The organism is Candidatus Nitrosocosmicus agrestis (genome assembly GCF_008389435.1).
GTDB lineage: Archaea > Thermoproteota > Nitrososphaeria > Nitrososphaerales > Nitrososphaeraceae > Nitrosocosmicus > Nitrosocosmicus agrestis.
This window is the reverse complement of the sequence record NZ_VUYS01000011.1, coordinates 1-13878: the sequence shown is the minus strand read 5'-3', so window position 1 is coordinate 13878 and position 13878 is coordinate 1. Positions and strand designations below refer to the sequence as shown.

At 31.8% G+C, this 13878-nt stretch carries 12 protein-coding genes; 7 read left to right on the top strand and 5 right to left on the bottom strand.

Going from position 1 to position 13878, the window contains the following annotated elements; translation table 11 throughout:
• Positions 1 to 147: 147 nt before the first annotated feature.
• Entirely contained in the window at positions 148 to 432 is a 285-nt protein-coding gene (locus F1Z66_RS08265; protein WP_149863145.1) for a hypothetical protein, read from the top strand.
• Positions 433 to 614: 182 nt separating this feature from the next.
• On the opposite strand, the gene F1Z66_RS08260 is transcribed toward F1Z66_RS08265, so the two are convergent.
• Complete coding sequence (locus tag F1Z66_RS08260) at positions 615 to 1106, bottom strand: FxLYD domain-containing protein (RefSeq protein WP_195907509.1); 492 nt, start codon at positions 1104 to 1106, stop codon at positions 615 to 617.
• A gap of 532 nt (positions 1107 to 1638) precedes the next feature.
• On the opposite strand from F1Z66_RS08260, the gene F1Z66_RS15440 reads away from it, so the two are divergent.
• Entirely contained in the window at positions 1639 to 1788 is a 150-nt protein-coding gene (locus F1Z66_RS15440; protein ID WP_154670522.1) for a hypothetical protein, read from the top strand.
• A gap of 1891 nt (positions 1789 to 3679) precedes the next feature.
• On the opposite strand, the gene F1Z66_RS08255 is transcribed toward F1Z66_RS15440, so the two are convergent.
• On the bottom strand, positions 3680 to 3931 hold the full coding sequence (locus F1Z66_RS08255) for a hypothetical protein (protein ID WP_149863143.1): 252 nt from the start codon (positions 3929 to 3931) through the stop codon (positions 3680 to 3682).
• Between the two features lie 99 nt (positions 3932 to 4030).
• On the opposite strand from F1Z66_RS08255, the gene F1Z66_RS08250 reads away from it, so the two are divergent.
• Positions 4031 to 4573, top strand: a complete 543-nt coding sequence (locus F1Z66_RS08250; RefSeq protein ID WP_159357656.1) for a hypothetical protein — start codon at positions 4031 to 4033, stop codon at positions 4571 to 4573.
• A gap of 309 nt (positions 4574 to 4882) precedes the next feature.
• Here the strand turns inward: F1Z66_RS08250 and F1Z66_RS08245 are convergent, their stop codons facing one another.
• Entirely contained in the window at positions 4883 to 5869 is a 987-nt protein-coding gene (locus F1Z66_RS08245; RefSeq protein ID WP_149863141.1) for an alpha/beta fold hydrolase, read from the bottom strand.
• 311 nt (positions 5870 to 6180) lie between these two features.
• On the opposite strand from F1Z66_RS08245, the gene F1Z66_RS15435 reads away from it, so the two are divergent.
• From F1Z66_RS15435 to F1Z66_RS08235, 3 genes are all read left to right on the top strand, one after another.
• Complete coding sequence (locus tag F1Z66_RS15435; RefSeq protein ID WP_154670521.1) at positions 6181 to 6342, top strand: hypothetical protein; 162 nt, start codon at positions 6181 to 6183, stop codon at positions 6340 to 6342.
• 117 nt (positions 6343 to 6459) lie between these two features.
• Complete coding sequence (locus tag F1Z66_RS08240) at positions 6460 to 6723, top strand: hypothetical protein (protein WP_149863140.1); 264 nt, start codon at positions 6460 to 6462, stop codon at positions 6721 to 6723.
• A 67-nt stretch (positions 6724 to 6790) separates the two neighbouring features.
• Positions 6791 to 7519 carry a serine hydrolase domain-containing protein gene (locus F1Z66_RS08235; RefSeq protein WP_149863139.1) on the top strand — a complete coding sequence of 243 codons (729 nt, stop codon included), beginning with the start codon at positions 6791 to 6793 and terminating at the stop codon, positions 7517 to 7519.
• Positions 7520 to 9223: 1704 nt separating this feature from the next.
• Here F1Z66_RS08235 and F1Z66_RS08230 read toward each other — a convergent pair.
• The gene (locus F1Z66_RS08230; RefSeq protein ID WP_149863138.1) at positions 9224 to 9592 is read right to left on the bottom strand and encodes a putative quinol monooxygenase; all 369 of its coding nucleotides are present in this window, start codon (positions 9590 to 9592) and stop codon (positions 9224 to 9226) included.
• 700 nt (positions 9593 to 10292) lie between these two features.
• Between F1Z66_RS08230 and F1Z66_RS08225 the strand changes: the two genes are divergently transcribed.
• Positions 10293 to 10925 (top strand): PepSY domain-containing protein, encoded by a 633-nt coding sequence (locus F1Z66_RS08225; RefSeq protein ID WP_149863137.1) that lies wholly within the window; start codon positions 10293 to 10295, stop codon positions 10923 to 10925.
• A 764-nt stretch (positions 10926 to 11689) separates the two neighbouring features.
• On the opposite strand, the gene F1Z66_RS08220 is transcribed toward F1Z66_RS08225, so the two are convergent.
• Positions 11690 to 12202, bottom strand: coding sequence for a hypothetical protein (locus F1Z66_RS08220; RefSeq protein ID WP_149863136.1), 513 nt, complete (start codon positions 12200 to 12202; stop codon positions 11690 to 11692).
• Between the last annotated feature and the right edge of the window lie 1676 nt (positions 12203 to 13878).

The following is a 13878-nucleotide window of genomic DNA, read 5'->3' as shown; positions in this document are numbered from 1 at the left end:
ATAAAAATGCATATGGATGTAGATACTTGCTTAATAATTACGATATGAGCAGCATAAAAATTGAAAATATTATTTTTTGAAATCAAATTCTCATATATAAAATGCATTCCAAATTGCTCTTGGGTATATCAGAGATAAAATCAAGATTTGTCGACTCAAATTCAAATACAAATCAAAAACCTTAAACTTTGCAGTCTTGTTTTAACAACATCAATAGCAAATTATGAAAACATAAAGAAATGTCTAGATGAAAGTGGTGAAGTGATGATTATACTAGACAACAACGAGAGCATTGAACTACACAAGCACAACGTAAAGTTTGATGATGCTTCACAGGAGATTATCATCGATGCAAGAACTGAAACCTATTGGATAGGTGCGGATAAAGTATCTTATTATTGGATTCATAAAGAAGGCTTTAGTAAGGAATAATTTTGCTTATTTTTTTGTCTAATTTCTAACCTTATTTTAACAAAACACTGAATATCGTTAATCTTGTTCTTTGTGTCAAACCTCTAAAATTAATTACCTCTGATTTTTAGGCCTTGTCTACTGTTGAGCATATACTGCATTCAGCCTCTAATTATAACTCTTAAAACTCGTTCAAAAATCACTTAAAATCCATCTTCATCATCGTCACCCCCACCGCTATTGCCATCTGAAATCTCGGCCTCGGGTAGGGAAGTAAAATAACTGCTAAATAAATATTCATCCTTCCATTTGGCTGTAAAGTCATAACTGGAAACCGAATCCTTAATTACATTGTCAAAAATTTGAATTTTAAATGTAGCTTTATCTCCGGGATTAATGGAATAAGGACTTGTCCCACTTCTCTCTTTGCCTATAACATCGTCTTGATCGTTGTAAAAAATAGCAGTTATTTCGACTGCTTTAACAGTAGCTGTTCCATTATTAAGTATCTCACCAGCAATTTCCGCGGAGAACAATCCTACATTATTGTACCTGTGATTCAACAATACAATATCATATTTTTTATTGGTATCGCTTTCCTGACCAAATGCACCACCATAGAAATAACTTAGACCTAATACTAAAAATATTGTTGTCAGCATAAAAGATAATTCAAATATCCTAATGCATGACAATGATTTCACTTGATGTTAGCTAAAGATAAATAACTAAAATACTTTTATTGTAGATTTTACTGTTCTAAATTTCTATCTGATCATTTGGACAACAAATTGTTCCGTAATTTTAACTTGTCAGAATTAGGGTTCATCATAATTAAAATAGATAGTCTTTTCTTTAAGCAATCTCTATCCCTTCATTTCTACCTCAATTTTCATCAATTATTAATTAATCCAAAGAGATCGATATTTTGAATATGCTTTAACAATTTACATATTAGTTACACAAAGGAAATGGTTAAAAAAATCAAAGTGATCATATAATCCTTCATTTAATTCTGTAGGTTAAAACTATGTAGATATTTAGATAAATTCCTTAAAAATGCTAAAAAGCGGGTCTGATACTTATAAAACTATGACAATTTATATTCTTATGCTTATTAAAATTATCAAAAAAACCCTTATCAATGCAGTTCTTCTATCAGAAGTCAATAGTCATTGAAATGCATATTATTATTAATTTTAAAAACTATTGTAACCTATATTTCACATGGTTAAAGAGATCTTACCCAAATGCGATATCTGTGGAGCTTCTGTTACTGACCTTGTGGAGCCAGAAGTGAAAAAAGAAGGTCTGGTTAAAGAAGGAAAATACATCGATAGTGTGTGGATTTGCATTGATTGTACAAAGAATAAATAGGATTGTATTTGGATTGTTGACCTAAGATTATTTCAAATATCACAATGATTGACACAAAGTCTCCCTGAATTCGTATAACCAAATAAAGCAATTGAACAGATTAATCCGATATGGAACCGTTTAGAAATTTACGTATAATAATTTAAAAGGTGTTACCAATGATAAATATGACCATTTTAGACTTGTTTGGAGTAATAAACAACAGTTGTATATGACCTCTCTGAATAATTAGATCAATTCCATTTTTCTCACTCAGTTATGATTAATTTATAAGTATCATACAATTGACTAATATGATCTATCCATGGATATGAATAGACAATCCCATGAATGAATAATCAAATTTATCGCATGGGTATTAAAACCTTGGTTCAGGATTTCTTTAATTAATTTTATCATGAATATTTCTCTGACGGAAATGCATTGCATCTATTATCTATGCAATCTTTGATCCCGGTCTCTTCTTTCGCTGTACCGTAAACTAAGATGATGATATCTTATCATAAAGCATGCTGTTATGTGCAATCCTATTTAAGGCGGAATGAAACGGTAACATTCCTGGTAGGTCTATAAAATATACTTGATCGCCATGCTTTCTCTTAGCAGATTTCCTTGCATCACTACTTCTACGATTAGATAGGTCTTATTTTAAAGATTTAGCATTCTATAATTATACTCAACCGAAGAATAAACGAGTTAGAAAAACTCTCTGAGGAAGTATTGTACACACAGTCCTAAGTGATTAACGTTATTTTAAGAATCAAACGATGGAAGACAAAAATCTAGCAAAAGAATAATTAGTTCGTAATGGTTCCTAAATTTGGGTTCTCTCATCAGGAAGAAAATACATCGATAAATATTTACCCATATAAATTAAAAGGGTCACGGAATTATACACTAATTGAATTAATAGTAATATTATTTTTTTTGAACGATATGGAAGTTCAAGTAGTTAAAGTTTTAAGAGTAAAATATTCAATAAACTGTTGAAGGAAAAGAAGTACTTTTGGGATCAAATGTATATTTTAACGATGGTTTAGACAATAAAGTAATTTAGATTACAAAACTACAAGACAAGAATAAACATTGCGAATAATTAATGCATATCTTAACCAAATAATTCTATTAATCCTGTTTAATGGTTCAATATCTAAATTTCTTGTTTCAATATTGCAAACCGAAATTTCAGTGATTGAATTAGCAAAAACTTTAGGATCTCACAATATTGGAAATAAAGTTTTAAATTATAAAATACAGAACGCCATACTTCTTACCAGAGAGCTATAGAGTTAGCATCATTTTATCAGATGATATGTTGAAAGGGTAGATGATAAAATGAACATAAAAAAATTTATTAAATTACGAAGACAGGTTTTTTAGTTTGATTGAATCCATGATTAGAAGTACTTCCTAATATAGTGGTTTTAGTTTTTCCTCAATTTCTATTTCCTATTACAAGGAGATCAAAAAATTCTTATCATCATATTTTAAGATAACAGAACCAGCCAGTTGGCCCTTTTATTCTACATAAGATGAATTTATGAGCCTCCTCAAATCTATAGAAAATGCTAGTTAACAGAGATCAGGCAAATAACCAAGATGCTATTTTTAGTTGGTTTTGGATACATTTTCATAATATTAACTAAAATGGATTATATTAGATAGAGAGAGAGAAAAGAGAATAGAGAAAAGAGAAAATATTTATTTAAATTTCAAACAATAATATTCTCATATGGTATATAGGGGTAACAATTTGTTTTCCTTATTTGCGATTCATTTCTCAATGATTTTGAGTCTCTTTCTTACTTTCTTTCATATTTAGAGTCAGAAAGATCTATCAAAAATTTTGAAATGTGATTTTCAAGCGCAATATTTTTGGTTAAATCAAAATTTATGGTATTAAAGTTCCTGACATTAAACAGACTTGGTTTTTAGGGCGTTCTATGATATACTCTAGAACTCTTCTTCTAGTTGACTTCAGCTTTTGAGGCTTGTACTTTTGAATCCAATTCCAGATGGAAACGTGATTTCTCTTGTATATCTGAGATAATCTTTCCGAGGCTTTCCTTAAGGATAGGCCTGAAAAGTACAAATGCAACCCATAGTAAACATACTTTGAAGGTGTTTTATTTCTGGTAAACATAAAGGAGATAAAGCATCTTCAAGCTATAGGCTTATCGTTAACTGAACAGAGCCGTTTTTAGTAGTGGTGATATTTATATAGTATGGTTTTAGATAATTGATGATGAAATTTAAGTACGAACTAATTCTGTCTATTTCTTTGATCGTGGTCATGGTTTCTTTATTGATGAATGTTAACATGACACAAATTTATGCTCAGAACCCTTCAAATCCAGATTCAAATGTTCTAAAAGGAGGGATCACAAGTACCTCAAACAATGGAAATACAACAGATTCAGAGTGGGTTTTAGGGGGTACATATAGATTTTCAGATTTTAATTCCTCATCCCCTATATTCAATGCCTCTTTTTACATGACCAAAGTTGACGGTACAGCAGAACATATACACTCGATATATAACCTTAAGCTGTCAAGTGAACCAATTATTAATAGCAGTTCAAACACTACAACCCTAAATGGAACAGCTACTGTTACATTGAAGGATGGACCAGTTTCAAACGTTCCTACTAAAATAGAATTGTTAGATAATAGTGGAATAGCAATTACTTTAGATAACAATATGACCAAAAATCACTTTGGAACAACTCCTATTTACGGTACACAACACCTTATTTGTGTAGAATATCCTAATTTATGCAAATAAATATCGGATCCCATATACTTTTTATTTAAAGCGAAATCACAATTTTTTTAATTTTTCTGAATCGGCTATCAATTGAAATTGACATTTGTGATATTATTATTATTATTATTTCAATCTCACAAGTTCTCAGTAACAAAGACCTATGGAAAATTTAGAAGCCACCCTAAGTGCTCACATGCTTGTCCAAAAAATATTCTAAACTAGGCGATTACGAATGTGCCCGGTAAAGGAGATTTGTGTTCCCGAATACAATGGTGATATGATACCAGAGTAGATATCAGTAAAAGGAGTTTACTACTTCATTTGATCTCACCCCTTATTTATAGTCAAAAAGGTTAATACCAGTTTGTTAAATTCGTCGGGGTGCTGGTACATAAGCGCATGACCAGCATCTCCTATACGAATGAGCCATGATCCTGGTATTCCCTCTGCCAATGTCAAAGAATCCGGGGCTGGGTCATCGTTATTTCCAACAATTATTAAAGTAGGCTGAGTAATATTTGATAGAGTACTACAAGTGCCTTCCCAAGTGGTCGAGGCATTTAATTGCTTTTGGTGAATTTGTTGAGGAATTGGATATTCTACAGGGATTGGAAAATAAGTTTGGTAATTTGGATGGTCCTCAAACCATCGGGCTGGAGCAAAGAACATAGGTGCCAGTTTTTGCATTTTTTCTGATTGTGACATTGAAGTATTCTTGTCAATAGCTATTATTTCAGGTGGTGTAGGTCTGTCATTTAGGCCTCCGCAACTCGTAGCGTATAAAATAAGATTTCCAACTCTGTCGGGATTTGTTAATGCTAATTGTTGAGCTATAAATCCACCCATAGACCAACCCAACACATCAGTTTTGTTTATCTTTAAGGCATTGATCAGACCCACGGTATCATTTGTGAATTGATCGATGGAGAACTCTTTTGTCCCAGCAGTAGATTCGCCAACCCCTCTGTTTTCAAAAATAATTACTTTATAATTTGCTTCGATCAGAGCCTCCAATAACAATGGATTCCACATATCCATAGTTGAGCTGGCACCAGTGATTAGAATAATCGGTTTATCTTCTGGGTTACCCATTTGCTTATATGCGACGCTTATATCATTTACAGTAACGTTGTGTGATGTCATATTATCTAAGATGGCAGCCTTTGATTCGAAAGAAATAGCAGCGCCAAATGGATTACTAATTTCGAGCTTCGTGCTGCCGTAAACTTGGAATGGAAATATTAAATTACTAATAGTTAATAAATTAAATAATACTAATCCCACTATAAAATACGATACTAATTTATCTTTCAAAATCAAATTTATTCTCCTTTTGATGATAAATGACCTTATTTATACATTCAGAAGTCAGGTAATTAAACAGATCCATACCTCAAAATCATTTCCTTTATTTGCATGCCGGCGGCAATTGTCGGGAATAAAAACACGGTGAAATGCACTAGTGTAATATTTTTACTATTATCCGTATTAGTATCAGTATTAGTATTTTATTGTCCAATAATTTCTTCATTTTCAAATCAGGAATTAGATTATTTTCTTCTCAATTGTTAAGGGAAAACCTTTTATAGATTTGTTTTTTGGAGTTTAAATATGCATTTTTACAAATGGCACAAAAAGCCAATTTCACCATTGTAATTGTCATGTTGATTATCATCATGATGGTAAATACATCTGTAACCTCATTATCCGCATTTCCATCAACAGTTGCTAATAACATTTCTTCTCAACCTGTACTGTCTGCTTCCCATAATACACAGAAGAAATGAGAAATAGTTCATCGATGCCAACATTCAGAATAACAAACGAAATAAAATCAATTATAAATACTCTGGTAGATTCGAATTAAACAAACGGTGCAATAGTATTAGGATTAATAGATCCGGATGGAACCCAGTTCTACAGTCATGAGAAAATATCCAATTTCAGTAGTATTAAAGCAGATGAAAACAAGATATTTGTCATTGGTTATATTACCAAGGTATTACCACAACCCTTTGGCTGATATGGTTTATCAAGGACTCGTAAAACTGGATGATCCTATTGAAAAATTCTTCCACCTAATATTAAAACTCCCGGTTATAACAAACAAAGAATTACCTTTGAGGATTTGGCTACACACACCTCCGCTCCACCTTATTCCCTTCTAACTACAGTTCTACTTTTGATCCTTTATCTATAGCATACAAAATTTTAATTCAGTTTGGAAAAGATTTAATGGATTGCACTAAAATTTACACCTTTAATAATTCCTATCAAGCTTTAACAAATACTACTTTGTCAAGAGATCCTGGTACTAAATTAGAATATTCAAATTTTGGAATGGGCTTGCTAGGTCAAATTATAACATTGCAATCAAATACATCATCGTTTCATGAACTTCTATCAAAATGGATACTAAATATCTTAGATATGAACAGTATTACTTTCGATCTGTCAGACGAACAGAAATCCAGATTGGCAATCCAACATTCCAATAGTAGCCAAGAACTACCAACATGGAAAGCATCAAAGCCTCTTACCCCAGGCACTGCACTTGATTCGACAGCCAGCGATCTTTTAAAATTTTTGTCTGCCATTATTGTCCTTATGAAGACAAAATTAGGTGATGTTAAGAAAGATACGCAGTTGATAAGACATAGTACGAACCACCTGTTACCTAATGATGAGCCAGCAATATTTCCCTCTAATAAATTTGACTCGGACACCCTTGAATTTCATTCCGGATTTGGATGGATGATAATTACCAATTTCGGTCAGGAAATAATGTGGCATAGCGGTTCAACTCCTGATGGGTACGATTCTTTCATAGCTTTTAATCCCATCAAGGAACGGGAGGTGATGATTCTGTGTGGTGTGGATGCTTCTCATATCAACATCTCAAATATTATTTTCAAGGCTAACAATAGTTTAGCCTCCTTAGTAGGAACTTTGCTTACTGAATAACAATTCCATGTATAATCAAATACTGACACATGTTCTTCCTTAAGAGTATCATACAGAAGAATTTGCAAGAGCAAGCGTTTTGGTAAGACCACTGACCATATTCCCAATCCTTTTGTCGGTACAATAGAAAAATTGCAGCCGAAAAAGAAAGAAGGAAAACTGGAGCAAAACTAATAGGAAGCTCATTACCTTGTTTCAAAGCACATTATGTATATTGTGGGAAAAAGCATTTCTGGCATATAACAATGCAATCTTTCAAAATCTATACCCTGGATAAAAGTTTTGGCACAGAACAGTCTTGTTATAATATTTTCCTTTTTTCCGTACATAACTTTATAGTTACTTTAACTTAGGATATATTTGCGAAATTTAGGTTCAAACGAGATATTATTGTCTTATAACGAAATTATCCTCACTGTCGAAGGTCTTGATCGGATATCAGTTAAGACGAAAAAATGATAAACAATAAAGTTGTGTCTATTTCTCAATCTAGATCAGTTTTAATCCTTATTTTAGTGACTCTTATTATCGATTAAATATTAGAAATAAAACGGTATTTTATTCAACTCAGTAGTCAAATTGAATTTAACATGTCTTGTATGGTGTCACTATTGTCTATTATTTATTATCGCCATCTTTGTCATGGAATAATTTTTTTAGATGAATTAGTTAAAAAAAATTCAAACAAAGTTTTTGAAAAAATTAGTTAATTACTGATATTTTATTTTGGGATTTCGATTTCTTGATATTACTTGATATGTCGGTTGAAACGTGGTCACGATTGTACATGCTCTTCTATGCCTGAAACGCTTCTTAATTGTACAAATGATCATTACTATGAAAATTAATCCTACTTTAATAAAGGAATGAGAGTTGGATTCATGTTTAATTAATTTTTTGGATAGTTTTCTACCAGGGTACTAGGTATTATGACTTGATATGTTGCCTCTACATAGAGAATAAGATAAAACCTCCTTCACAAAATTCTCGCTGCTGCACAGATATTATCGAAATCAAGATTATTAGTTAAAGACATTCTTAAGTCTACTTTAGTGAAAACCAGAAAACAAAATATGTCAAATTCTATAGATGGGACAATACATTGTCAAATGGTAACTCATACTTAATAAAGTATTCTTACAGAAATACCAGAAGAACCGTTCCCAAGGTCTTAGCAGTTATTTTGGATTAGTAAATAATTTGATATTTGTTGTCCCATAAATGGGTATTACAACTTCATCGTATAGATTAAGCATATGATATTGGAATCTTTAGAGTATTTCATCTAGGATTTTGGAATTCTCAATGCTAGTGCCTGGCTTTCGGTCTGATAAAACAAGCCAGAAAATGAGTATCTTAAAGTATGTGACTATAGGGTATATGGATTTGGACAATGCTTTCACATCTGGTCCTAGTAAGGTTCATAGGATTGTCACATAAGGTTAATTTCTAATTTGGCACGTCCCCAACTACTTCTGGCAATTAGTGACTAGGCGCATCAAACTTGTGAACAATATCTTTAGGAGTTTACAGATTTTGGAGATATGGAATTTGTCATTTGAAGAATCAGAATTGGAATCGTTACTGGTTTATTCAGTGTTAATGGTTATAAGAATTGCGGTATTATCAAAATTGTTTCCATTATTTCGACATAATTTTGATCAAATAAAAGAAATTAAATCATAGTGCAGCTGACGCACTTATTCAAATTTTCCGATTGAAACCAGAATACAAATTAAATACTTGTGAATTAAAACGACTTATCAACTTTTTCAATTCATCATCCGGTTTACCGTAAACATCTAGCGTATCCAATTTAGATATATTAAATATTCTTGGTAGAATTGTTTTTGAAGCTATACTTTCGTTGTGTAATAGAACAGCCTTTGAGTCTAAGTATGTTTCATGGACCATGCACTTCGTCCCATCCACGTTAAAATATGCCTCATACATCAAAGTATTTGGTTCGTTGGTCTCAACCCTATCGCTCATTTCTTTCATCAATTTTTTATACTGTTCAACATTTTCTTTTTCGATGGTGAATCCAGCTCTGATGTGTATACTTTCAGACATAATTATTTTATCTTAGAGCACGTATATGATAGTTATCAAAAATATTTTTTTTGTGAATTGAATTTAAATTTATCTCTGATATTGGTATCTTTCACCCCTTCAGATCTCACTTTAATCAAAATCACTAAAAAAATGACTTGTATTCTCCATATTCAGAGCTAACAATTCTTTTTGTTTCAATTTTTCGAATCCAGTTATCAAGTTAAATTCCAATGCTGAACGGATTTATTGAAAAATATAAAGTTAAGGATCCCTGGAATTAGAATTAGAATCCGATGCAATTGATAAAAGTTACCAAATCCTCATAATTGATATTATTTAAGATCTTACTTTTAGATACCACAAGATGTCGCAATAAATTAGAACAATAGCCTGATATTACAAATCAATTACACCATGTAAATAAATTAAATCAAATAATTGGAAAATCGAATTTTTGTAAATTAGAATGGCTATATAAAAAAGTCAATCTTAGTAATAATATCAAAATAGAGATGAGTAAAGCCTGTGAGGATGAACGGTAATTATGTCACGCAGATAATTAATATGGATTCATTTTAAAACCGGATAAGCGTTCACAGTTGCCAGTTATCAGATGAAACGATAAACAAGGCTTCTAACTCTAACGAGTTTTGGTTATTGTTATAGACATTTTTGTCTAAGTTTATATACTTTTATTCTTATCTTACATACAATGAATATGAATAATTCATTGTTTGCAATACCCTTAGCCTTGGTATTTAGCATGATTTTAGTTTTTTCTTCGACAGCAGGCGTGTTTGCTCAAATCCCAACCAACGCTACAAATTCTCAAATGTCAGACAAACCAATGGGAATGCCAATGGACCATAAGATGTTTATGGGATCTCATGAGACTAAAGATAACAACTTCACAAGCTCTGTCTCTATCTTCCAACCCATAATTAATGCATTCAAATCAATGATTAAGGTGGATATTAATGATGCTGTAACTGCTGCTGAGGGAGCAGTTGGAGAAAACGCTACTACTGTAGCAGCATTTTTGCATCCAGAAAAACATTACATTGTTTATACAATAATTGTACTTGATTCTAGCGGAACACCACATAAAGTCCTAGTTGATCCTGGCACCGGTAACGTATTAAAGGATGAGAAGACATCATTTATAGAATTAATGATGCTAGCCCACGGTGGTAAAGATGGTGGCATGATGGGACCAGGTTCAGAGATGGGCATGATGGGTCATGGTGGCATGATGGGTCATGGTGGCATGATGGGACCAGGTTCAGAGATGGGCATGATGGGTCATGGTGGCATGATGGGACCAGGTTCAGTAATCATAATTACTCATTAAAGCAAATAGCTCAAATTTTCTACCCAATATTTTTTTGATATTTATTCCGAATTAATTGGAAAACCTTATCCCCCAGTTACAATTAGTGTAGAGTAAATTCAGATTGAACAGACTTTTGCAGCTCGATAGCCAAAATTAAAGGATAGGATGAGGAATAAATTTGAAAAAAGGAGTATAAAGAATCATGACATATAGAAAAACATTCTAGAGTCTCATTCTTTTCCCAACAACAACTACTACTAATTGTTGGTATTTGATTTTTGCAACAGCCCTCTGAAAGTATCGTTCCAAAATTGTCCATAGGAAGTATTTCAATACAATTTCTATATCTATTCATATAATTTTTGATTTAGAAAATAAAACAAAGTATAGCGAAGAAATAACTACTTCCTTTTATATCGGAGTTAAAATAACAAGTAAATAAGAGTATTTGTAACATGCGAGTTCTAAAATAATATCGGAATGGGCAACTAGTCTTTTTTAAATATAATCAAATTCAGTTTGACAGAAATCAAGTGAGGATTTAGATTCTCTAGGCAATATGTATCTAGTTTAGCAAGGATCTCTAAGAGTGTGTTCTCGATAACAAGATTCAATATTAAATATAATCAAAATTATTGGTGCACTAATCATTTACAATAAGAGATATGCTTATGTTACGAGAATTTGTATTCTCGCTATTTAATATTAAAATACAGTAGGAAAAATAAGGGAATTGAACCTTGATATCACAACTATTTCATCGAAGGAATCTGCGTTAAATACTAACCATTAGATACATCCTTAGCAATTGCATCGATCGCATATGTCACAGTAAACTTGACATTGTCGATAGAATGAAATACTAATTGATCAACCGCGAAATCCGTGCTTCCAAAAGTCGATTGAGGAGTGGAACCTGTCAGATTAGTAGAAGCAAAAATAGTGTCACTTGAATTACTAACCTTTAGAGTTTCCACTTTACTATGTTCTTTATCTTCTGCACTTTGATTATGTCCAATTAAGAATCCTACCTCAATGGGTTGGCTTGAAACCCATGATACTGTTCCTACCCAGATTTTATCATCTCCTTTAGATGGTAATGCCATAACAATTTGATGATCTTCATGTCCAGGTGATGGTACACCAGGTACAGATGTGGCAGTCTTTCGCATAGTTACACTATCGCCAGTTGTTGAGGTTTGTGCCATTGCAGATTGTGCAGTCACCAAAATAGTCAACAAACTAGCAAATAATACGCCAGTAATTACAATCACTTTCTTGTTATTTAAAAACATTTCAATATTCAAATATCATTGAAATTAATATATTTTTTGAAGATTTTAAAATGCAGTACTTAAAAGACCGACCTCTTGGATGTGAATCAAGATTGAATAAACCAAATCGTCAAAATTTTTTTGGTATTTAAAGAGATTTATGGTCGGTGAATTATAAGGCATGTCAAATAACTATTTTGTAATGTAATCTAGGGACCCTAACATTATTTCTCTAAAGGAAATCATATTTTAGTAGGAACTAAATAAGAGAGTTTTAAACTAATTTGGAGATAATCAACAAGTAACGGGATGACAAAGATTTCGATAACAACACGGCGATTCAAAATTATGCCTTTCTTTGACTATTTTAGAAGTGTAATCAATTATTTCAAACTCAGAATACAGTTATTGAGTAACATCAAATAATAAAAGTAAAAATTAAACCTGTCCTTTTTTTTAATTATGGTTATTTGAACATTCATTAAAATGATATGGTTGAGTCCTTGACAAATTTTCGTTTATTGAAATTAAAATTATAAGGTGCTTTGTCTGAGAATTCTGATGTTTTTAGAAAATTCCATTGTCACCCTTAACATCAATCTTATCGGAAGGTTAACGGCTTTTGATTTAAAGTGTATCTATGATTGCGGTCATCTGGTTGGCCACATGTCAGAATTTATTGCATTTATTCTACAATTTTATTAGTTCATATTCATTTAGTGGACATATGCCTCAACTTTTTCTTTTTTTCCTTGTTAGATATGCTTACTCAATTCACTGAAAAGTTTTAGCCACTTGTTATAGGCTGCTCAAAGACCATGGTTGTGGTGTTAGCCTATTATAGAGTGACCGCGATATTTATCATAGTATATTTATCCACCCTATAGTTTAATCATGATAAATAAATTTGAATAAATATTTTTCATACAATCAGTTTGCTAAATTTAAATCTCTTCGTTATTTACTAAATACAATGGCAGTATATTCTGGCATCTTCTTCATCAACCGTAGAAAAGTGAAACCAAATTTATTGTATAACATTTGGTCCCAGAGTCAATATTAAGGCCAGCAGGAATAACAGTGAATTAGTTTACACCATTGTATTGCTGGATCGTAACAGTTTTAGATGTGATGCTTTATGTAAAAAACCTTTTAAATATGGTTAATTGCTATAATATGAAAAATTTTTTTTAAAAATGTATTAATATAAAATCGTATTTAATATGGACAGTAGGAGCAGACTAATTTTACAAAAATTTGATCTTTTCTGCTATAACATATTGAATCTTCAATTGATTAAGAGATTTGTACATTATTTTGGATATGCTAGCCTTCCATCGATATAACATAATGTGGAACGTTTTCATATTCTCTATTAATTAAAAGATTTTTGTTTACTACGGGTTTAATTAGCCCTTTTGAAAGTAATAAAATCAACACCTTTCTATTAGTTGCGATTCGGTGTTTGGTTAGTGGAACTGGGTATTGACTTAGATATGTTAGAGTTTCATAAAGGGAATCATAGTGGGTATTATACTCTATTATTTTTTAATTGATCTTTTTTTTGGTGCTAACCATAATTGACCATGACATCTAATTCAAGAACTGCGTGTTCATAAGAATGGTTCTAGTTTCAGATAGCCTCTTTCTCAAAGTCATGATATTGATATTGGCTGCTGCAGCAATCTTTGATTGGG